The organism is Flavobacterium hiemivividum, assembly GCF_004349145.1.
Classification (GTDB): domain Bacteria; phylum Bacteroidota; class Bacteroidia; order Flavobacteriales; family Flavobacteriaceae; genus Flavobacterium; species Flavobacterium hiemivividum.
On record NZ_SMFO01000001.1, the window covers coordinates 188,675 to 209,067 of the forward strand.

General features: G+C 34.0%; 22 protein-coding genes. 11 read left to right on the forward strand and 11 right to left on the reverse strand.

All coding sequences use genetic code 11. The features are described 5' to 3' along the window. Positions 1-143: 143 nt before the first annotated feature. The 5 genes from nrdD (at position 144) to E0F98_RS00820 (ending at position 2,472) form a co-directional block, all read left to right on the forward strand. Positions 144-311 carry an anaerobic ribonucleoside-triphosphate reductase gene (nrdD, locus tag E0F98_RS00800; protein ID WP_132108262.1) on the forward strand — a complete coding sequence of 56 codons (168 nt, stop codon included), beginning with the start codon at positions 144-146 and terminating at the stop codon, positions 309-311. Beyond that, a complete protein-coding gene (locus E0F98_RS00805; RefSeq protein ID WP_132108264.1) occupies positions 292-981 on the forward strand; it encodes an anaerobic ribonucleoside-triphosphate reductase activating protein in 690 nt (229 codons plus the stop codon). The genes nrdD and E0F98_RS00805 overlap by 20 nt, the downstream gene beginning before the upstream one ends. A 54-nt stretch (positions 982-1,035) precedes the next feature. Further along, positions 1,036-1,485, forward strand: a complete 450-nt coding sequence (locus E0F98_RS00810; RefSeq protein WP_132108266.1) for a CopD family protein — start codon at positions 1,036-1,038, stop codon at positions 1,483-1,485. Between the two features lie 9 nt (positions 1,486-1,494). Then, positions 1,495-1,959, forward strand: a complete 465-nt coding sequence (locus E0F98_RS00815; RefSeq protein WP_132108268.1) for a hemerythrin domain-containing protein — start codon at positions 1,495-1,497, stop codon at positions 1,957-1,959. 78 nt (positions 1,960-2,037) lie between these two features. Further along, entirely contained in the window at positions 2,038-2,472 is a 435-nt protein-coding gene (locus E0F98_RS00820; protein ID WP_132108270.1) for an RrF2 family transcriptional regulator, read from the forward strand. Between the two features lie 54 nt (positions 2,473-2,526). On the opposite strand, the gene E0F98_RS00825 is transcribed toward E0F98_RS00820, so the two are convergent. The 4 genes from E0F98_RS00825 to E0F98_RS00840 all read right to left on the reverse strand — a co-directional run bounded on the left by E0F98_RS00825 (position 2,527) and on the right by E0F98_RS00840 (position 7,923). Then, a complete protein-coding gene (locus E0F98_RS00825; RefSeq protein WP_132108272.1) occupies positions 2,527-4,329 on the reverse strand; it encodes a hypothetical protein in 1,803 nt (600 codons plus the stop codon). Between the two features lie 228 nt (positions 4,330-4,557). Further along, on the reverse strand, positions 4,558-6,555 hold the full coding sequence (locus E0F98_RS00830) for a TonB-copper family protein (RefSeq protein WP_132108274.1): 1,998 nt from the start codon (positions 6,553-6,555) through the stop codon (positions 4,558-4,560). 72 nt (positions 6,556-6,627) lie between these two features. Further along, positions 6,628-7,467 (reverse strand): hypothetical protein, encoded by an 840-nt coding sequence (locus E0F98_RS00835; protein ID WP_132108276.1) that lies wholly within the window; start codon positions 7,465-7,467, stop codon positions 6,628-6,630. 81 nt (positions 7,468-7,548) lie between these two features. Continuing rightward, positions 7,549-7,923: a hypothetical protein gene (locus E0F98_RS00840; protein ID WP_243699177.1), complete on the reverse strand. Its 375-nt coding sequence runs from the start codon at positions 7,921-7,923 to the stop codon at positions 7,549-7,551. A gap of 124 nt (positions 7,924-8,047) precedes the next feature. Between E0F98_RS00840 and E0F98_RS00845 the strand changes: the two genes are divergently transcribed. Both E0F98_RS00845 and E0F98_RS00850 read left to right on the forward strand, forming a co-directional pair. Next, complete coding sequence (locus tag E0F98_RS00845) at positions 8,048-8,644, forward strand: Crp/Fnr family transcriptional regulator (protein ID WP_132108278.1); 597 nt, start codon at positions 8,048-8,050, stop codon at positions 8,642-8,644. Continuing rightward, the gene (locus tag E0F98_RS00850) at positions 8,645-9,877 is read left to right on the forward strand and encodes a hypothetical protein (protein ID WP_132108280.1); all 1,233 of its coding nucleotides are present in this window, start codon (positions 8,645-8,647) and stop codon (positions 9,875-9,877) included. It begins immediately after the preceding gene. Between the two features lie 279 nt (positions 9,878-10,156). Here E0F98_RS00850 and E0F98_RS00855 read toward each other — a convergent pair whose 3' ends face one another. Further along, entirely contained in the window at positions 10,157-10,642 is a 486-nt protein-coding gene (locus E0F98_RS00855) for a c-type cytochrome (RefSeq protein ID WP_132108282.1), read from the reverse strand. A gap of 191 nt (positions 10,643-10,833) precedes the next feature. On the opposite strand from E0F98_RS00855, the gene E0F98_RS00860 reads away from it, so the two are divergent. Together E0F98_RS00860 and E0F98_RS00865 are read left to right on the forward strand one after the other, a co-directional pair. Next, on the forward strand, positions 10,834-11,298 hold the full coding sequence (locus E0F98_RS00860) for a hypothetical protein (protein ID WP_132108284.1): 465 nt from the start codon (positions 10,834-10,836) through the stop codon (positions 11,296-11,298). Positions 11,299-11,702: 404 nt separating this feature from the next. Beyond that, positions 11,703-12,149, forward strand: coding sequence for a hypothetical protein (locus E0F98_RS00865; protein ID WP_132108286.1), 447 nt, complete (start codon positions 11,703-11,705; stop codon positions 12,147-12,149). 48 nt (positions 12,150-12,197) lie between these two features. Here E0F98_RS00865 and hemL read toward each other — a convergent pair whose 3' ends face one another. From hemL to E0F98_RS16145, 4 genes are all read right to left on the reverse strand, one after another. Beyond that, a complete protein-coding gene (hemL, locus tag E0F98_RS00870) occupies positions 12,198-13,484 on the reverse strand; it encodes a glutamate-1-semialdehyde 2,1-aminomutase (protein WP_132108288.1) in 1,287 nt (428 codons plus the stop codon). A gap of 50 nt (positions 13,485-13,534) precedes the next feature. Beyond that, on the reverse strand, positions 13,535-14,419 hold the full coding sequence (locus E0F98_RS00875; protein WP_132108290.1) for a glucosaminidase domain-containing protein: 885 nt from the start codon (positions 14,417-14,419) through the stop codon (positions 13,535-13,537). Further along, entirely contained in the window at positions 14,412-15,311 is a 900-nt protein-coding gene (locus E0F98_RS00880) for a 1-aminocyclopropane-1-carboxylate deaminase/D-cysteine desulfhydrase (RefSeq protein ID WP_132108292.1), read from the reverse strand. The genes E0F98_RS00875 and E0F98_RS00880 overlap by 8 nt, the downstream gene beginning before the upstream one ends. Positions 15,312-15,455: 144 nt before the next feature. Continuing rightward, positions 15,456-15,797, reverse strand: a complete 342-nt coding sequence (locus E0F98_RS16145; RefSeq protein WP_132108294.1) for a hypothetical protein — start codon at positions 15,795-15,797, stop codon at positions 15,456-15,458. 122 nt (positions 15,798-15,919) lie between these two features. Here E0F98_RS16145 and E0F98_RS15985 point away from each other — a divergent pair, with 122 nt between their 5' ends. Next, the gene (locus E0F98_RS15985; protein WP_165425707.1) at positions 15,920-16,096 is read left to right on the forward strand and encodes a DUF5522 domain-containing protein; all 177 of its coding nucleotides are present in this window, start codon (positions 15,920-15,922) and stop codon (positions 16,094-16,096) included. 276 nt (positions 16,097-16,372) lie between these two features. On the opposite strand, the gene E0F98_RS00890 is transcribed toward E0F98_RS15985, so the two are convergent. Together E0F98_RS00890 and E0F98_RS00895 are read right to left on the reverse strand one after the other, a co-directional pair. Continuing rightward, positions 16,373-18,865 carry an ABC transporter permease gene (locus E0F98_RS00890; protein ID WP_132108296.1) on the reverse strand — a complete coding sequence of 831 codons (2,493 nt, stop codon included), beginning with the start codon at positions 18,863-18,865 and terminating at the stop codon, positions 16,373-16,375. 44 nt (positions 18,866-18,909) lie between these two features. Then, complete coding sequence (locus E0F98_RS00895) at positions 18,910-19,599, reverse strand: ABC transporter ATP-binding protein (protein WP_132108299.1); 690 nt, start codon at positions 19,597-19,599, stop codon at positions 18,910-18,912. Between the two features lie 33 nt (positions 19,600-19,632). On the opposite strand from E0F98_RS00895, the gene E0F98_RS00900 reads away from it, so the two are divergent. Next, positions 19,633-20,370, forward strand: coding sequence for an arylesterase (locus E0F98_RS00900; RefSeq protein ID WP_243699178.1), 738 nt, complete (start codon positions 19,633-19,635; stop codon positions 20,368-20,370). Positions 20,371-20,393 lie beyond the last annotated feature (23 nt).

Below are 20,393 nucleotides of genomic sequence, written 5' to 3' on the forward strand. Positions count from 1 at the left end.
CCGTTGTCTAAATTCTTTAAAAAATCATACCTACAAGGTCAATAAAGACCTTGCAGCATATAAAAGAAACAACAAGTAGCGTCCTTAAACAATTTAAACTTTTAAAAAACCTTAACCTTATAAATCATAAAACCAAAATAACCATGAAAACAATCACCAATCCAATTTTAGAAGAAAACCAACATTCTAGAACTAAATGTCTAGTGTACACGCGCGTAATGGGTTATCACAGACCTGTAGAGAGTTTCAATATTGGGAAAAAAGGCGAACATAAACAGCGAACTCATTTCAATGAAGGAAAGTGTAGTTAAACCCATTTATAGCATAAGCCCCTTTACTCTGCTGGATTACCCGCATAAGTCAGCCTGTATTCTCTGGTTTGCAGGCTGTAATATGCGCTGTCTTTATTGCTACAACCCTGAAATTGTACTAGGAAAAGGAACTATTTCATTCGAAAAAGCCCTTTCTTTTCTAAAATCACGCAAAAATTTACTGGATGCCGTCGTATTTAGCGGAGGCGAATGTCTGTTACATAAAGACATTGTTGAATTGATTAGAGAAGTAAAAGAGATGGGCTTTTTAGTAAAAATTGACACTAATGGTTCTCGACCAGATATTGTGCAAAAATTACTTACCAACCAACTAATCGATTATGTCGCTTTGGACTTTAAAGCCATGCCTGCCCATTTTGAAAAAATAACCCAGTCCAAGTTATTTTCCCCGTTTGAAAAAACTTTACATTTATTAGTAAACGGCAAAATCCAGTTTGAAGTTCGCACAACAGTACATTCTGACTTGATAAATAAAGCCCAACTTCAAGCCATGATCACTTATTTAGGACAGAAGAACTACACCGGGAATTATTATATTCAGTATTTTGTAAACGATGTGACAACATTAGAGAAACTAGATTATTCCTATCGGGAATTAGATCACAAAAACCTTTCTACTTCAAGTATTAATGTACATATTAGAGGCTGATTCCGGAGAAAAATCATGGAGAACGCGTATCTTTAAAAAAAAATAAAATTCAACATGAATCATCATTTATTATTAATTATTCATCTTTTAAGCGCGACAATTTGGGTAGGCGGACATTTGATACTAACATTTGGACATTTACCACAAGCGCTTAAAACGAAAGATCAAAATATCATTTTAAATTATGAAAAAAAGTATGAGCCCGTAGGTATGTCAGCATTGGTTTTACTGGTAATTACGGGTATTTTAATGGCATATAAATACGGCGTTAGCCTAGATTATTGGTTTCAATTTGCCAGTCCGATTGAGAAAGTAATTTCTACTAAATTACTTTTATTGTTCCTGACTGTAGCCTTTGCTTTGAGCGCACAATTTAGGGTAATACCCAAACTTAAAAGTAATCCGGAAAAGTTAGCTGAAATGGCTTTTCACATAATATCAGTTACCATAATTGGTGTATTGATGTTGGTTTACGGTTCTTACATCCGTTTTGGCGGAATCTAAATTTATATTATGATATCAAAAACACCTTTAAAAAGAGCTCCAGAATTACGACCTTTAAGCCATGATCATCATCATGGACTACAATTGTGCTGGAAAATAAGAACCGCCTTTGCAAAGAAAGTGGATCCCATTCGCATAAAAACATATACAGACTGGTTTTATAACACCCATTTAAAAACCCATTTTGCCTTGGAGGAAAATTATGTTTTTACAGTTTTGGAAAAAAACCATGAACTTGTAATTCGTGCCCTCGGGGAACACCGCCAGCTGGAACATTTATTCTCCCAAACAGATGAACTAGAAACGGCATTGCTACTGATCGAAAAAGAGTTAGAGGCTCACATTCGCTTTGAAGAAAGAATTCTATTTGTGGAGATTCAAAAAATAGCCACGGCGGATCAATTAGCTAAAATTAAGGAAATCCATACTGCAGAGGCATTTGTTGAAAAGGATGATGACCCTTTTTGGGTTTAATACTGAATGAATTATTCCAAAGAAAATAAGAATTCAGGGATAATAAATTAATTTGTTTAAATTTGAAAAAAACTAATTATGTTTTCTAAAACATGTGAATACGCGATTCGGGCTACTATTTTTATAGCATCAGAATCGCATCAAAACAAAAGAGTTGGATTAAAAGACATTGCAAAGAGAATCGATTCACCAGAGGCTTTTACAGCGAAGATTTTGCAAATTCTTTCTAAAAATAATATCATCAAATCCATCAAAGGAGTTGGTGGAGGATTTGACATTCCCAAAGAAAGCATGAATCAGATCACTTTGACCCACATTGTCACTGCAATAGACGGCGACTCCGTTTTTACGGGTTGCGGCCTGGGATTAAGTCATTGTTCGGAAATACATCCTTGTCCCGTTCACGATAAATTCAAGGCCATCCGAAATGAATTGGCATCCATGCTAGAAAACACTAATCTGGAAGAATTGGCATTGGGCATCAAATCTGGTGATACTTTTTTGAGGTATTAAAATCATATAGAAATAAAAAAATCGGCTTGAAATTTTTCAAGCCGATTTTTCATTCTACACTAGTTCCGGAATTTTAATCCCAAATAACTCCTCTTTGTAAAAATGCAACAGAGATTGAATCCTGTCATTTTCAACAGCAGCTGCCGGTATAAACAAGGATTGATAATATCCAATTCCCTCTATCAGATTATTTTTAAATGAGTTCCATTTTTTAATTTGTCCCTTAGTAATTTCTTCTGAAACGCCACAAATTTCACTCTGTAAATAATCAATATACATTTTCAATTCTTTGACAAACATGTTTGGACGATTTGCGGTATTCATCACAGAGGCGTTTCCATAAATGTGTTGAACCATCTTAGAAAGAGATACTTCTTGGTCAAAATAAGCCATATTTGGACCAGGGCAAATAACTACGCCCTGCGCCTGTCCTTTTATTTTAATATCATTTTCTAAATAAGAAGCATTAGCCAAGCCTACACAAAGACAAGATTTCTCTGTGATTTTGTTTTTTGCATTTTCAAACATCGCTGCTGTCAAAGTATCTTTTTTCTCTTCGAGTTCTTCCAATTTAAAATCTTGGAATTTCTTAGAAGCAGAACAAATTCCCTTAGCGCCATATTCTTTGCTTAGCGCCAAAAATTTCTTTGGACATGAACTTCCAGCGTTATTTTCTTGGATTCTTTTTTGCTTCAACTTTTCATTTGTTGTGCCTCTCAATGTATTAAAAGGAATTCCCAAAGGAGAAATATGACTCAAATACAAGTCTTCTTCTTTGGCTTTTGCTAATAATTTACGCGTATCATCATCTACCGAAGTTGCTTCAGGAACTAATAAAAATGGAGTTCCCCAACCCACCGAATCTACCTGATAATGCTCCATCAAAAAGTCATGTTCTGCTGCAGTACCTACTCCACCCTGCACGGTAATTTTTAATTCTAAAGGTATTTCTGGTACGTGCTTCCCTTTTATACTTAAGGCTTTCACCATTAATTCATGTGCTGATTGGACCAACTCCTCCTTCTTTTGTTTAAACTCTTCTAAAATAGGCCCTAAAAGGAAGCCTTCAGTAGCAAAAGCATGTCCTCCACAGTTCAGTCCAGATTCAATTCGGTATTCAGAAACCCAAAGTCCTTTTTTTGCCAAAAAATTTCCTTGAATCATCGCCGATCGGAAATCACTCACTTTCAAGATTATTTTCTTCTTTAATTTATTCTCTGAATTTGGAAAAAAAACATCAAAATTTTCAAAATAGCTATACAACCTTGGGTTCATTCCTGCAGAAAGAACTACGGAAGAAGTCAATGTACTGTTAGCAAAACCGCGAAGTGAAGCATGAGCGTCATTAAATTCACTAGACAATTGCTCGTTTTTATCAAAATTATCCTTGTCAATTTTAGTCATGATGTTGACGTCAATCTCACCAGCAGTAAGATTGTTTTCCAGAAAATTTTTAATGTTGTCTTTAAAAGCAACACCTTCATCTATTAAATGTTGTAAGCCTATTTTTATCTCAGACTTATTGGGCAACATATCAATATAATTTTCTAGAGCCAATTTACTCTCTGCTAATTCATTTTTGAAATTATCGAACTTCTCTTTTACAATTTTGTCCACCAAATTCAAATAAGAGGTAATACGCTCTGCACGATAATCGTGAATTTTTTGAGTTATCTCCTGATAAGGTAAATTAAACTTGCTGCTGTAAAAGGCATTCATTTTTTCGATTAAATCATCATCTATAATAGAAATTACGGAGGAAATACCATATTTTGCTACTCTGATGGGACTGTCAATCGTGTATGCCAATCCCATTACAGGGATGTGGAATGTGTGCACCGGTTTAGTTGTTGTCATTCGTTCAATTTATTAATTCTAAATAGTTTACAAAGTTCGAAAAACCAAACTATTTAAAAACTGATAAATATCATACCTTTTTATCCTTTATTTAAATACTTATGCTAGGAAGAATATAGTATCTGAAACGTATTTAGATAAAACAGAATATCTTCCATCTGATTATGTCATTTAAAAAGTGCAGCATTCTCTAGAAAGAATGGATAATCGTGATGGTTTTAGAAAAGTTTAATAACTGATAGTAACATTCAAAAAGAAATTCCTTCCCATTCTAGGAATATTATTCCAGTCTGAGAAAGTCGAATAATAAGTATCTAAAATGTTCTCGACACCTGCTCTTAGATTCCACTTACTACTGTCCACATGAAAGGAATAACTCGAGGCCAGATTTAAAATAGCGTATTCAGCGGTGCGGTCTTCGCCATAAAACGGATTGTATTGTGACTGAACTGCATTTCCTTGCACAGAAATTTCCGATGAGAAATGCTGCGTATTATAGTTCAAGGCTGTTGAATACCTGAGCGGACTTATGAAAGGTAGATTTTCCTTTTTATTGTCTTTTCCGTAGCTGTACACTAGTTGGCCTTTCCACTTTAGTTGGCTTGAAATGGCGTATTGTAAATTTAAATCGGCGTTGAAAATAATGGCATAATCGAGTGCAGTATAAATTTTAACTCCACTTCCACCGATGGTCATCGGACTCAAAGTGGCATCCGGTTTCCCAACAATATAATCGGAAATATGGAAATAAGAAGCCGAAATTCTAGCACTTTTTTTATTAGTGGCATAACTTAAAGAAACATTGGCTTCGGCTGATTTTTCATTTTTCAATCCTGGATTTCCAATGTAGTCGTAGCGATCAAAACTATTGAACAAATAGAACCCATAAGCTTCAGAAACCGATGGTGCACGCTCGCCATAAGCTAATCCGAAGCCATACTCAAAACCATTGTGGTTGCGGAGGAAATTAGAGGATACACTTTTCAAAAGTCTGTTTTTGCTTTTTTCCATATCTGGATAAAAAATCTGTAAACTTTCTAACCCTAATTCACTAGCCACTTCATTGAATTGATTAGCTATACTCGCGGTAAATTTCAAGCTAGAGTGTTTTTTTAAAACAATATTGTCCTCAAGAAATATGCCGTTGTATAAAGTACGAACATCTGGCCAAGTGTACATGAACATTAAACTCTCGTTCGGGTCTGTAGGATACATCGTCATTTCGGCAACAGAACGGTTGTAAAAAGAGTTCAAATCAGCAACAAAATGATGGTTTTCGAATATTCCTTTTGCTTTCGAATAAAATCCATAGGTATCACTCCAGCCTGGCATATCCATGTGAATGGGAACCGAAGGACGTTTTGTATCATCCATTCTATGCGTAATCGTATTGTAATATACTTTAGTCTCCCAGTTTTTTATGCTAGAATCCTGTGGTACATATTCATATTTCAAGGAAGTAATTAGGGCTTTCGCCAAAGAAACATCCATTGGAAGCGCTGGATAACCCACGTCGATGGCTTTGTCATAGATAATTGAGGCTTCTACTAATTTATTTTCAGTGAATTTAAAACCAGAAGTGGCGGAGAAATTAAACTTCGTAAATTGAGAAAACATAACCTCTTGATTGTTTCCAGCAGTATAATTTCCGGCATCGCGATGCATAAAATCAGTATCAATATAAAAAGACTGACCTACGTAGTTTATCGCTGTTCCTAGTATTTTTTGATTGGCATTCGTTTCATAACCGATATTTAAAGAAGTATCCCAACCCGGACTCTCAAACCCGCTGCGGTTTCTTTTTAAATCGATGGCACCGCCAATAGTGGATCCATGATTTCCGCCTTGTTGTCCCGAAATAATAGTTGCTTCGGACAGATTAGAAACCTCTACATAAGAAGTAATGGGATCCATTTTATCAGTACATGCTCCAAAAATACGCATGCCGTCTATAGTAATCAAAGTTCTTTCGGTAGCCATGCTGTTGATCATAGGTTCCCAGGCATAGCCTCCTCTTTTAATCATTTCTACTTTGCCAGATTGCTGTAAGTACTCGTCAATGGTGGCCAGCGGTTTTAGCTGCTTTTGATATAGCTGCGATTTTTTGCCAATAACAATCACTTCATTTAAGTTTTTTGGAACAAGAGAATCATTAGCTTGTTCTTGTGCAAAAAGTAGTGTGCTAGTTTGAAATAATAGCAGCAGCAGAAAAATAATATTTTTCATAGGAATAAGTTTAAAAGATCAGAAAAGCAATCTGTTTTTCTGATCTTTTGTAATTAAGAAAAAGAGATAGCGTTAGAATTCTATTTCGAAATAAATACTACTTGCCTTAACATCATCTGTAATTGTTTCTCCTTTTAAAACTTCGTTTGAAGCATTTAAAAGCTGTAGATTAATTTTCCAATATCCTGTCATCGTTAACGACAACTTCCCATGGTACAATTCATCAGAAGCTGATTGTAACAAGTCAACATTATTTGGTGAACTATGATTTCCCATACTTGGCATTCTTGGATCAATTTTCACTTTAAAATTATCGACAACTGGAAACAGCATCATACTTTCCATTCTAAAAACAGCCACCGAGATATCATTTAGAGCTACTTTTGGAGTCACAGGATCAATTAGAGCCATTACATACTTTTTGCCGTCAGTTCCTGTAAAAGAAATCACTCTCCTTTTGGCGGAAGCCGGAACTCTAATTTGGCTATTGGCAGAATAAGCAACTCCATCAATTGTGTAATTTATAGTTAATGTCCAATGCTCCATATCATTTTCAGCCATTTGAAAAACAATGTAGCCGTTGTATAGACTTTCTTTCGCTGCTGTTTTCACAACGCCAGAATACGGACTAGCATGTTGCATCGAAGTCATATTCATCAAGGGAGACCAAGTAATGGCAGCATTTTTTACATAGTCATTTGTGGATTTGCTTTTAATGCGTAACGAAATCGCATTATGACCTTGCTCTAAAGTTCCCGTCGCAGAAAACAATTCTATAGTATGCGTGTCATTTGTAATTTCTTGTATTTTAGTTAAACCGTCTAACTCATTAGCGGAGGGAACATCGACCTCAGACGAACAGGATGCAAAAACGGATAGGACAACTAGTGTAATTATTCTTAAATATTTCATTCTATTTATTTTAAATTAGGACAATACGTACCGTCTCGATAAAGAACTTATCGGGGAAAAGCAACGTTAAAAATTGAAAAATTAAGATAAAAAGTTGGGCGGATGAAATAAAGAAAAACTACTATTATAAGCATATAGATTTGTATAACAGTTGCTTAAATCTAACTTATTAAGCTTATTAGCAAAGCCTACTTGAAAGGAGGTTGTCGTTTGAAAAAACAGAATTTCAAATTCTGATGTTGTATTTTTTTTATGAGAAGAAATGGGCGTTTCATGATCAGAAGCTTTTGCCAATTCTTTCATCAAATGGCATTTTCCATTACAACTTAGTTTTGGTTTTTCTTTGTTGATACAAAGCACTTTTGAAATGTAATCGTAATTCACAACGTAGTCCACAACCGGAAATATCGGTTTTAGAAGTAGGAATAATGCCAATAGAATTACTGTAGTTTTCACCTTGCAAAATTAAACATATTAAGCACATATTTTCATGATTTATATCATATTTTCATTCGGACTAAAACCTTTACTTTGAATCTAATTATTTGCCACATTATTAGCAAAAAAAGTTACTTATTTTATGCAGATAGATTTAGATTTACTGATCTCCTGGGGTGCAGTTGCCAAGAAATATAAAAAAAATGAGGTCGTTTTCGACGAAGCTCAGGACGCTCATTTTTATTATCAAATTATGGATGGATCCGTGAGGATGTACAATTCAAATGAGGAAGGTAAAGAGTTCACACAAGGACTATTTAGCAAAGGAGAAAGTTTTGGATCACCTCCGCTATTTATTGACCAGCAATATCCTGCAAAAGCAGTTTGTATTAAAGATTGTATTATCCTAAAATTGTCAAAGGATAAGTTTTTAAAAATTCTTGACGAATATCCTTTAATCTTAAAATCATTTCTGATTTTGCTTGCTAATAAAATTTATTCAAAAGCCACTACATCGAAGGCTATTATCAATCAGAAACCTGAATTCAGGATTCTCGCCTTTATGAACAATCATAAAATAAAATCAGATTGTTGCCCTATCGAAAAGGTTTTGATTCCATATACACGGCAGCAAATAGCAAATTATACTGGCTTGAGAGTAGAAACAGTCATTAGGACCTTTATTAAAATGAATGCTTGTAATAAAGTCGAAATCATCAATCACAAAATATTCTATTAAATGAAGTTAGATATAAAATTTTGGCTAAAGTTTTCATTAATAAACCTATGCATCGTTGCCTTACTTGGTGTTGTGATGCGCTATAAAATAGGCTTTGAATTTCCTTATTTCAATCAAAAAAACATTTTACATTCGCATTCTCATTTTGCTTTTTCCGGCTGGATCACGCATACTTTAATGACTTTGATGGTGTATTACCTCCAAGATAAAATAGCAAATTTTAAAATACATAAATACAAAACAATACTTATCGTTAATTTGATTTGTTCTTATGGCATGCTTGTTTTCTTTGTTCTTCAGGGTTATGCAATGATTTCCATATTTTTCTCTACGGCTTCGATTCTGGTTTCCTATGCTTTTGGTTATTTTTATATCAAGGATTTGAAAAAACTAGATTCAGATTTAGTAGCAATAAACTGGTTTAAAGCCGCAGCGATTTTTAATATCATTTCTTCTTTTGGGACCTTCTATTTGGCTTATATGATGGCGAGTAAAAATGTCATTCAGGATTTATATTTGTCATCCATTTATTATTTCCTGCATTTTCAATATAATGGCTGGTTTTTCTTTGCATGTATGGGCTTGTTTTTTGCCTTTTTGAAGCTTAAAAAATCAGATCATTCTTTTTACAATACTTCATTCAAACTATTTGCTATCGCTTGTGTTCCCGCTTATATTTTATCTATTCTTTGGTTAAAAATTCCACTTTGGGTTTACGCCATTACAGCAATAGCAGCAATAGTACAAGTTTTTGCCTGGTTTAAACTCCTACTAATTTTAATTCGAAGCCAAAAAGACTTTATTAAAAATTCCGTTCCTTTATTACGCTATATTTTAGTATTTGTTTGCGTTGCATTAAGCATCAAGTTTATCCTTCAATTAGGTTCTACCGCGCCGTTTTTAAGCCAACTGGCATTTGGTTTCAGACCAATTGTAATTGCTTATTTACACTTGATTTTATTGGCCGTAATCAGTTTATTTCTATTATTTTACATTTATGAAAATCATTTACTATTCCTCAATAAGAATATAAAAATAGGTCTACTTCTATTTACTATTGGTGTTTTCTTAAATGAATTAGTTTTGGCTACTCAAGGAATTGCGGCGTTTAGTTACACTCTTATTCCCTATGTAAACGAACTTCTATTTGTAATCGCTCTGCTCTTACTTTTCGGGATAGGATTAACTACCTATTTTTCGATCAAAAAGGTTAAAATTAGCCCGCCATTGTAATTGATAATAAAGCACTTTGACTTACAAAACTAAATTGTATTGTTAGTTGATATAGACTTCCTGGTCCTTGTTAGACATAAATAAAACAATAAAATTACAATTCAAATGGCTTACATAATTTCATAAACGATCACTCGTCCTAGTAAGTTTATACTATAGAAAAAAAAGCGCAACCTGTGTGAGGTTGCGCTTTTTTACGTTGGTTTTTATCCTAAAAAGTATTCGAATTTGCAATTACGATTACTGCTTTAACTGAGCCTACTATTTACTGATTCTGATCTAATTTAGACCATCATTTTTACGCATGAACTCTAGAATTTCACGTGCTTCTTGCTCGTTTAATTTCTGGTCAGGCATTCTTACTAAGCAAAGCTCTAATTGTGACTGAAGTTGTGGATCTTTATCAATCATCGGATCAGGATTAGTGATGAAATTCATCAGCCATTCTGGTTTATGTTTTGAAGTTACCCCTTTCCATCCTGGTCCTACTAATCTCTCATCGGTAAGTTTGTGACAAGAAGTACATTTCACTCCTGAAATTTTTTCTCCTGTCTCGGCCATAGCAACATCTAGCTTATCGTCTAATTGCATGTTCGAAAATTTTCCCTCTCCTCGTTTAGGATCATAAGCAGCACCGTTTGTAGCCTCAGCAGCAACTCCTTGTTCCACAGCAGTATTTGGCGAAAAATCTTCAGTTGAATCAGCTTTTTTACCACATGATGTTAACATTGCTAAGGCAACTATAAATAAGGATAATTTGTACATAATAATTTATTTTTAAAATTTCATTTACAAATATCCCATTCTAGTTACAGAAAACTTATGATTAAAATCATAAACTAAAATGTTTAGTAGTGAAACGTTTGAATCAAAAATAGAAAGTGGTAAAATTTCGTTAATGATTAAACTTTTTTAAAATACTCGCGTCTTACCACTGTAACATAAAAACATTAAAAATGAAAAAATTATTTATTATGGCATTATTGGTTGTTGGAATGACAACAGTTGCCCAAGACAGAAAAGAAAGACCAAACAGAGAAAAAATGGAGCGATTTACTCCTGAGCAAAGAAATCAGCTAATGTTAAAAAAAATGACATTGGAATTAGACTTGAATGCAAAACAACAAGAACAAATGAAAAGTGTGATTGCTGAAAAATCTGCCAAACAAGAATCCCGAATCAAAGATAGGAAAGCTAACAAAGATAAGGACTCAAAACTTTCAGCAGACGAACGTTTCAACAGACAGAATATGATGATGGATGAGAAAATTGCGATGAAATCCAAAATGAAAAGTATTTTATCTGATAGCCAATTTGAAAAATGGGATGCTATGAAGGTTAAACACCACAAACAAAGATCTCACAGAATGCATAAAAAAATGGGTGATGGAATGAATCATAAAGAAGATGTAAAGAAATAAACACAAGCATCTTCACTAAAAAAAGAGCTACTAGTATATTAAAATGCAAAAAGCTATTGGGAAATTCTGCAGATTGTAGTTTTTACAATACAAGCATTGAACTAGTGTCAATCAAAAAAAGTATAGCATTCGCCTACTAACGAATTCTATACTTTTGGTGTTTTATGATTCTACTGATAGAAAATAAAGTCTATCAAATCTAAACTTCATAAACCGCAGCGTTCCCTTTTAACAGACAATTTTCCAAAGCTTTAGGGATTAAAAATGCATTTTATTTATTATTGTCGAATGTCGAATTATTATATTCGATTACAAAATTGCCTTCGATACACATATATACCGTTAAGGATTAAACCTTTTTTAAATAATAGCATCTTACCTCTAATAACTTTAAAACTATAGACATGAAAAAACTAATTATTACAGCTTTATTGGTTGTTGGAATGACCACTTTTGCGCAAGAAAAAAAAGAAAAAACAAACAGAGCAAACACGGAGAGAATGACTCCAGAGGAACGCCAAGAAAGACAATTAAAAAAATTGACTTCTGAATTAAGCTTAAATACCGCACAGCAAGAACAAATAAAAGTCCTCTTAACCGAACAAGCTGCAGGTCGAGAAAAGATGATGGATAGAAATCAGGGTACCAAAGAGGAAATAAAAGCAAAGCGCGAAGCATCAATGAAAAAAATGCAGAACGATAGAAAAATAATGGAAGATAAAATGAAAGCTATTTTGACTGCTGAACAGTTTGGCACTTATAAAAGCAATCAGGATAAGATGAGAGAAAGAGCCGAAGCCCAAAGGAAAGAAAGAATGCAAGAGAGAATGAACAATGACATGGAAAATTAAAAAAAAAGCTTCGGGAACTCCGAAGCTTTTTTTAGTTTATCTAAAAACCTACAATGTTTTCGACACTTTATCGACAGCCTGTATGGTAAAATCTAAATCTTCATAGCTAAGCGCATCAGTAATAAACCAGGTTTCATAAGCTGATGGTGCAATGTAAATTCCCTCTTGCAATAATCCATGAAAGAACTTTTTAAAGGATTCATTGTCTCCATTTGCAGCCGATTTAAAATCAACCACAGGAGCTGCATCAAAATGCACTGAAATCATAGACCCAATTCTATTGATCGTAAAAATAACATTGTTAGCTTTTAAAACTCTTTCGATACCTTCATGCAAATAAGCTGTTTTCGCTGCAAGTCTATCAAATATTGCAGCATCATTATTTAAAGCTTGTAACATCGCTAATCCTGCGGCCATAGCTAATGGATTCCCAGATAAAGTTCCTGCTTGATAAACCGGACCAAGAGGCGCTAGGTAATTCATTATTTCGTTACGGGCTGCGAAAGCACCCACTGGTAATCCGCCACCAATTACTTTTCCGAAACAAACAATATCTGCTTTGATATTAAATAATTCTTGAACGCCACCTTTAGCTAATCTAAAACCAGTCATCACCTCATCAAATATCAATAAGATTCCGTTAGCGGTACACATTTCTCTTAAACCTTCTAAGAACCCTTCATTTGGAGGGACACACCCCATATTTCCAGCTACTGGTTCAACAATAATGGCAGCAATTTGCTCTTTATTAGCTTCGATTAAAGTCTTTACATTCTCTAAATCATTATAAATAGCTAACAAAGTATCCTTAGCCGTTCCTTCAGTCACTCCAGGGCTATTTGGCGAACCAAAAGTAACCGCTCCGCTTCCTGCTTGGATCAAAAAGGAGTCTGAATGACCATGATAACAACCAGCAAATTTTATAATTTTATCTCTCTTAGTAAATCCACGAGCTAAACGAACCGCGCTCATACAAGCTTCGGTTCCTGAATTTACAAACCTGATTTTATCAATATTTGGCACCATAGAAACAGCCAAAGCGGCAATTTGTGTTTCTAATTCTGTAGGCATACCAAAAGAAGTACCCAACTTCGCTTTCTCAATTACGGCTTGCACCACTGGTTCAAAAGCATGACCTAAAATCATAGGTCCCCAGGAATTAATATAATCTATTAAACGATTTCCATCTTCATCATACATGTAAGCACCTTTGGCACGTTGCACAAAAATTGGTGTTCCTCCTACTGCTTTAAATGCTCTTACTGGCGAGTTTACACCACCAGGTATTACTTTTTCCGCTTCCGCAAAAAGCTGACTGCTTCTTTTATATATCATTACTTAATTTTAATTGGAATATATTGGATTAAATTTGTAGATCTTTTACTCTAATTTACTATTAGCCTTTGCCCAATAGAAATCGTATTGTCTGAAAGATTGTTTTTTACTTTTAAGTCGTCTATCATTACATTGTATTTTTTCGAAATAGAATATAAGGTATCTCCTTTTTGAACTTCGTAAAAAGGTCCGTTGTAAGTAGAATTAACATTTGCGATTCTTATTGACTTATTTTCAGTTGGAGTATACTTTGTTCCTAATACTTGGGCATCAAATTGACCAAGATTATAGCGTTCGATATAAGAAATCAACTTATCTGGGTATTTAGGATCTGTTGCATAGCCGGCCGATCTTAATCCTTTTGCCCAAGCTTGATAATCATCTTTTGGTAAATTAAACAACCTAGAATACCTACTTCTACTTGTTAAAAACAAGGCATGATCTTTATAAGATTCAGAAGGATCATCGTATTTTCTAAAACATTCTTGTTTAGCATCATCATCGTGTCTTACACTTTCTCCTTCCCAACCTGTATGGCATTTAATACCAAAATGATTATTGGATCTTGAAGCTAAGTCTCCGCGTCCTGCTCCCGATTCTAATATTCCTTGTGCCAAGATTATACTTGCTGGAATCCCATATACTTTCATATTATTCATGGCAATGTCTTTGTAATCAAAAACATAACGACCTATTACATCAGTAGGAACAACAGTTTTTGAGGTCGACTCGATCACCTCATTTTCATCAGTTCTTTGTGATTTTACTCTATTATTTACTACAGTGGTTTTTTCGGTCTTAGTATAATTCTTCTTTTTAACTACCGCCTTACTATTCTTTGCCGAAGCTGGTTTTGCAGTAACAATTGGAGATTTTGTTACATTACAACTTATCAGTGTTAATACCGTGAGAATTACTATGATTTTTTTATACATCTATATCAATTGTTGGTAATTGTTTGTTTTTTAATTTCATATTCATTCCCTGGATACCTTGAATACCTCCAGTATGAATAAGTAATATATTAGATTTTGGAGGGAATTTACTAGCTCTTATCATATCTATAACGCCAAAAGCCATCTTTCCAGTATAAATTGGGTCTAAAAGAATTTTATTTTCGACATTAAACAAATTGATAAAAGCGATTAACTCTTGACTCACTTTCGCATAACCTCCAAAATGGTAATCCGTTATTAAATCCCAATTCGTATTGTTTTGTACAAAAGTACTAATTTCATCTTTTAAAAAGTCCCCTTTTAGTGCTGGAAATCCCAAAACTTTTTGATGCGGCAAAGCCGAATTTATTATTCCCGCAATGGTTCCGCCAGTGCCTACTGCGCAACAAACATAATCAAAATGATTGTCTTTCTCTGTTAAAATTTCCTGACAACCTTTGACTGCCAATTCATTAGTACCACCTTCCGGGATCAAGAAAAAACTTCCGAACTTTTGTTTTAAACTATCTAAAAAGGAAATGTCATTTTTTAATCTGTAGTCTTCTCTACTAACAAATTCGAATTCCATACCACAACTTTGAGCAAAATGCAAGGTTGGATTTTCAGAAATTTTAGCTCGTAATTCATCCCCGCGAATAATTCCGATAGTCTTAAATCCTTTCTCTTTCCCGGCAAATGCGACGGCCGCAATGTGATTAGAATAAGCGCCACCAAAAGTGAGTAGTGTTTTTTGATTTTCAGCAGCTGCCTGAAATAAATTGTATTTTAGTTTTCTAAACTTATTTCCTGACACAAAGGGATGAATCAAATCTTCCCGTTTTACCGTTACAGAAATTGAATTTGGAAATGATATTTTTAATGGTTGGTTCAAGTGTTATACTTTTTTGACAAAGTTATAATAAATCACTAATGAAAAAAGGCAATTGGAGGATGGTTCTGGTTTTTAACACAATTAGAATTTGGATTATTTATTATTAATAATCAAACAACTACAAAAGTAAATTCGATATAAAAACTACTTTTTATCCAATTTCAAATAACTAGCGAATCTAAACAAAGGTCTCTTTTTAAGATAACCAAGATCGGTTTCTTTACTATAAGCTTCTCGCTCAAAACTAATATTCCTATAAGCCAAATTTCGATTCTTATACTGAATCAACCGAAATAGAAACTCCAAGAAATACCAAACAAAAAACGGAAGTATTAATAATTCTAATTGTTGACGCAAATGAATTTTTTCGTGATTTATAAAAGTACGATTTTCTTTATCAGCCGGATATCTTATAAAGATGAATGGAAAAGTGGTTAATCCACGAAAGCCTTTCGGAATTAAATATTTAGTGATGATAAGAAACATTCGTTATAAAAATTATAAATTTGCAGTACTAAAATAGTTCTTTTTAATCAAACACTCAATTGTTGGAGTGTTCTAATTAATAGAATCTTTACAACTCTTTTTCTAATAGAATAGGCTCGAATATGATTAATGAGAATGACCCAAATAAATTAATCGAAGGCGAAGATTTTTATTACACGCCCGAAGGTTACAAATGCTTTACTGAAAAACACCACTTAAAAAGAGGCTACTGTTGCAAAAGCGGATGCCGTCATTGTCCCTATGGATATGATAAAAAAACAGGGACAATCAAAAAGTAGTTTTCACTAAAAGATTAGTTTTCACAACTATTACTCCGGCCAGTTTCAAAAATCATAACTGCTATCGAAACTTTTACTAAGAAACGTATCCTGTTAAAAGTTCAGCTTTACTTGTAAAAGCTTGGTTAATTTTCGAAAAAAAGAATATAGATTGTGATGCTATAGAATCAAAACTATTTTCTGTTTTCAAAGATGCAATTAGATGAAAAGTGCCATTCATTCTGTTCTTATGAAATATTTCAAATAAAAACAGAACAATTGGCACTTGTGATACTTTTAAACTTCTTTTCGCAACACCTCCAATGGTGGACTATTTAAAACTGATTTTAAATTGCTCAAGCCAATGAGAACCACCAAAAATGTAATTCCTGGGAGAAAAACTAAAAACGGAATTACGGAGGGCACAAAGGGTTCCTTAAACAAAAATAGCGCTAATAATTGACTACCAACTAAGGACAATAAAACTCCAGTCAAACTTCCCAAAATTCCTAAATAGACGTATTCTAATGCGGTTATTTCTAAAATTTGTTTGCTTTTTGCACCCAAAGTTCTCAATAAAACACTCTCTTTTATACGTTGGTATTTGCTATTTCTAACAGAACCTACAAGCACAATTAAACCTGTCAAAATACTAAAGAATGCCATAAAATTAATGATCCATGAAATTTTATCTAAAATGTCTTCTACAATAGTAAACACTTGTCGTAAATCTAAAATGGTCACATTTGGATATTGTTGAACCAAATCTCGTTGTAAGGCAGCAGAACTTTCTTTAGTCGGTACATAAGTAGTCATTACATTAAACTGAGGGGCATTTTCTAAAACGCCTGTCGGAAATAAAATAGTGAAATTTATTTGCATACTCGTCCAGTCTACTTTTCGAATACTACTTACAACAGTTTCCATTAAAACCCCTTGCACATTAAAAACAGCCTTATCTCCAACTTTTAAATTGGCATCATCGGCCATATTATCTGTAATCGATATTGGGATGGGTTTTCCAGGAGTTGCTGTTCCTATCCACTCTCCTGCTATTAACTCTTCGGTTTCTTTTAATGAATCTCTGTAAGTAACTCTAAATTCATGATTCAAAACCCATTTTCGCATGGTAAGCGTGCTGTCTTGACGCATGTCACTTACTGATCTACCATGAATACTTTCCATACGCATGGTGATAATTGGGACGTTATCAATCACCTCCAAATCTTTACTTTTGAAGGTTTTTAACAGCGCTGTTTCTTGTTCGGTTTGTACATCGAGTAAAATGATATTGGCATCATTCTTTTTATTCTCTAAAGATGTTTTTGCCAATAAAATATCTTTTGTAAAATATAACGTACTTATTAAAAAAGTACCCAATCCAATCGCTAAAACGAGTACCATGGTTTGGTTATTAGGTCGAAATAAGTTGAGTAAACTTTGTCGTTTCGTATAACCCCAAGAACTTGGAAAATAGTTTTTAATCAATTGAATGAATAAATGGGCAACTCCAGCCATTATAGCAATAGTGACGAAAATACCAGCGGTAAAAATCAATCCATCTACGGCATCTTTCAGCATCCAAAAAGAAAATAGAAATATAAAAACTGCAATCGTTACAAAGACTACTATTCGTGCATATTTCGGTTTTTGTAAATTATCTTCAGCTCCTCTTAAAACTTCTAATGGTGATACATACCAAGTACCTAATAACGGCAATAATGCAAATAAAACCGACATTAAAACACCTAATGCAACACCCATAATTATGGGTTGAATGGATATAATTATTTCAACATTAAAGGGCAAAAAGTCTTGTAAAATATAAGGAAACGCATATTGTAAACCCGTCCCAATGGCTGAACCAATTATCCCACCTATCAGACCAATGCTGATAATTTGTATTAAATAAATTAAAAACGATTGTTTTCTTGAGGCACCTAAACATTTTAAAACCGCCACACTTTTTAGTTTCTCTTTAATATAAATGTGCACAGAACTTGCGATACCAATGCATCCGAGTAAAAGCGCAATAAAAGCCACCAAATTTAAAAAACGACTCACATTATCATATCGTTTTCCTAAACGTTCGCTTGTGCTAATATGCGTATCTAAATCTGCATTTTCGGCATCGAGAATAGGATTTAGCTTTTCGCTTAAAGCGTCTAAATTTACTTCTGGTGCTTTAAAAAAATATTGGTATTCTTTTCGGCTCCCCAATTGCAACAAGTCGGTTTTTTCTATTAAAGAAAATGGAATCAAGACGGTTGGTGCTACCGACGATGAAATGGCTGTGCTACCAGGAATCGATTGTAAAGCACCAATAATAGGAAGCGTTAATTCCCCTATTTTTATGGAATCGCCTGCAGTCATATTGTATTGCAATAATAAAGTCGCGTCTACCAAGGCTCCGCCTAAACGCTGATAAGTTGCACCAGCGGCAGCAGGCTCGGTAGTAATATCGCCATAAAAAGGAAATTGTCCTTCCATAGCCCTTACTTTTACTAATTTAGTTCCGCCACTTTTAGGAAAGGCAGCCATCGAAACAAAGTTAACTTCGGAAGCATCGACACCTAAAGAGTCTACAATAGCTAATACTTTTTCAGATGGTTCTTGCTTGCTATCAATAATAAAATCGGCGCCCATTAAGGATTTTGATTGTTTTTGAATGTTTTGCTTTAAGTTATCACTAAACAATTGGATGGAAACCACCGCAGCAATACCCAATATGATGGATGCCATAAAAAGCATCAGTCGAGAAAGACTCGCTTTACCGTCCCTCCAAGCCATTTTTAAAAGCCATTGAAAATTCAATTTCGAATTGATATTGCCCATTAAATCGTTCTTGTTTTTTCGTTTGAAATAATCTTCCCGCCTTTTAATCGTAGAATTTGCTGTGTCCGATTTGCTAAATCTAAATCGTGCGTGATAATAACCAAAGTAGTTCCTGCTTCTTTATTTAATTCGAAAAGCAATTGAATAACCTTTTCTCCAGTTTCTTCATCTAAATTCCCCGTAGGTTCATCTGCAAATAAAATAGAGGGTTTGTTAGAAAAAGCTCTTGCTAATGCTACTCTTTGTTGTTCACCTCCAGATAATTGGGAAGGATAATGGTGCAAACGATCGCCTAAACCAACTTTTTCTAATAAGGCTATACCAAATTTTGCTGCATTTTTATCACCTTGTAATTCCAAAGGAACTATCACGTTCTCCAAGGCTGTTAATGTGGGCAAAAGTTGAAAATTCTGAAAAATAAATCCCACTTCTTTGTTCCGCAAGGCTGCGCGTTCATCTTCATTTAAATCTTCTAAACGTGTACCGCACAATTCAATAGTTCCAGAACTTGGGTAATCTAAACCTGCACAAAGTCCTAACAAAGTTGTTTTTCCACTACCAGAAGGCCCTACAATTGAGAAAATACAGCCCTTTTCGACTTCAAATGAGATATTGCTAATTACTGTTAATTTTTTAGAACCACTGGTATAAGTTTTCTCTAAATCATTAATCTTTAATATATTTGACATTATTTTTATTTAATTTTTTTTTATAATATGCTAATGCCGAAAAATAGACAATTGATACTAAATAGCATCAGGACAAATCTAAAGATTTTCATAAAGTTTTCTCGCTTTCTTGTATTGATCTTATTAGTCGCCTGTAAATCTGATAACGCTAACAAAGGAGGTAATGCAGAAACAACCTCAACTGCAGCTGCAACAGAACAGGCTAAAACTACTAGTTCTAAAAAAATTGTTGTTTTTGGTGATAGTTTAACCGCAGGCTATGGTTTAGATGATGTTAACGATGCTTTTCCTGGAATAATCCAAGATAAAATAGACGCTTTGCAATTAGATTATACTGTTGTTAATTCAGGTGTAAGTGGCGAAACAACATCTGGTGGAATAAACAGAATTGACTGGGTTTTAAATGAAGAACCAAGCATTTTTATTTTGGAGTTGGGTGCAAATGATGGTTTAAGAGGTGTACCGTTACAGCAAACTAAAGAGAATTTACAAGGAATTATTGATGCTGTTAAGAAAAGATATCCTTCGACTAAAATTATTTTGGCGGGGATGCAACTGCCTCCTAATATGGGACAAACCTATACCACAGAATTCAAAAATTTATTTCCTTCATTGGCTAAAAAAAACGATCTGTATTTGATCCCTTTTTTATTGGACAATGTTGGTGGCATTGCTGCTTTAAATCAATCAGATGGTATTCATCCTACCAAAGAAGGCCATGAAATACTGGCAACAAATGTTTGGAATGTTCTAAAACCTATCCTGAAATAAATATAATCATTCCGATAAAAGCA

Bases quoted from the DNA above. Each gene is read 5' to 3' on its own strand.
- nrdD (WP_132108262.1), top strand. From the start codon at position 144: ATGAAAACAATCACCAATCCAATTTTAGAAGAAAACCAACATTCTAGA.
- E0F98_RS00805 (WP_132108264.1), top strand. From the start codon at position 292: ATGAAGGAAAGTGTAGTTAAACCCATTTATAGCATAAGCCCCTTTACT.
- E0F98_RS00810 (WP_132108266.1), top strand. From the start codon at position 1,036: ATGAATCATCATTTATTATTAATTATTCATCTTTTAAGCGCGACAATT.
- E0F98_RS00815 (WP_132108268.1), top strand. From the start codon at position 1,495: ATGATATCAAAAACACCTTTAAAAAGAGCTCCAGAATTACGACCTTTA.
- E0F98_RS00820 (WP_132108270.1), top strand. From the start codon at position 2,038: ATGTTTTCTAAAACATGTGAATACGCGATTCGGGCTACTATTTTTATA.
- E0F98_RS00825 (WP_132108272.1), bottom strand. From the start codon at position 4,329: ATGACAACAACTAAACCGGTGCACACATTCCACATCCCTGTAATGGGA.
- E0F98_RS00830 (WP_132108274.1), bottom strand. From the start codon at position 6,555: ATGAAAAATATTATTTTTCTGCTGCTGCTATTATTTCAAACTAGCACA.
- E0F98_RS00835 (WP_132108276.1), bottom strand. From the start codon at position 7,467: ATGAAATATTTAAGAATAATTACACTAGTTGTCCTATCCGTTTTTGCA.
- E0F98_RS00845 (WP_132108278.1), top strand. From the start codon at position 8,048: ATGCAGATAGATTTAGATTTACTGATCTCCTGGGGTGCAGTTGCCAAG.
- E0F98_RS00850 (WP_132108280.1), top strand. From the start codon at position 8,645: ATGAAGTTAGATATAAAATTTTGGCTAAAGTTTTCATTAATAAACCTA.
- E0F98_RS00855 (WP_132108282.1), bottom strand. From the start codon at position 10,642: ATGTACAAATTATCCTTATTTATAGTTGCCTTAGCAATGTTAACATCA.
- E0F98_RS00860 (WP_132108284.1), top strand. From the start codon at position 10,834: ATGAAAAAATTATTTATTATGGCATTATTGGTTGTTGGAATGACAACA.
- E0F98_RS00865 (WP_132108286.1), top strand. From the start codon at position 11,703: ATGAAAAAACTAATTATTACAGCTTTATTGGTTGTTGGAATGACCACT.
- hemL (WP_132108288.1), bottom strand. From the start codon at position 13,484: ATGATATATAAAAGAAGCAGTCAGCTTTTTGCGGAAGCGGAAAAAGTA.
- E0F98_RS00875 (WP_132108290.1), bottom strand. From the start codon at position 14,419: ATGTATAAAAAAATCATAGTAATTCTCACGGTATTAACACTGATAAGT.
- E0F98_RS16145 (WP_132108294.1), bottom strand. From the start codon at position 15,797: ATGTTTCTTATCATCACTAAATATTTAATTCCGAAAGGCTTTCGTGGA.
- E0F98_RS15985 (WP_165425707.1), top strand. From the start codon at position 15,920: ATGATTAATGAGAATGACCCAAATAAATTAATCGAAGGCGAAGATTTT.
- E0F98_RS00890 (WP_132108296.1), bottom strand. From the start codon at position 18,865: ATGGCTTGGAGGGACGGTAAAGCGAGTCTTTCTCGACTGATGCTTTTT.
- E0F98_RS00895 (WP_132108299.1), bottom strand. From the start codon at position 19,599: ATGTCAAATATATTAAAGATTAATGATTTAGAGAAAACTTATACCAGT.
- E0F98_RS00900 (WP_243699178.1), top strand. From the start codon at position 19,633: ATGCCGAAAAATAGACAATTGATACTAAATAGCATCAGGACAAATCTA.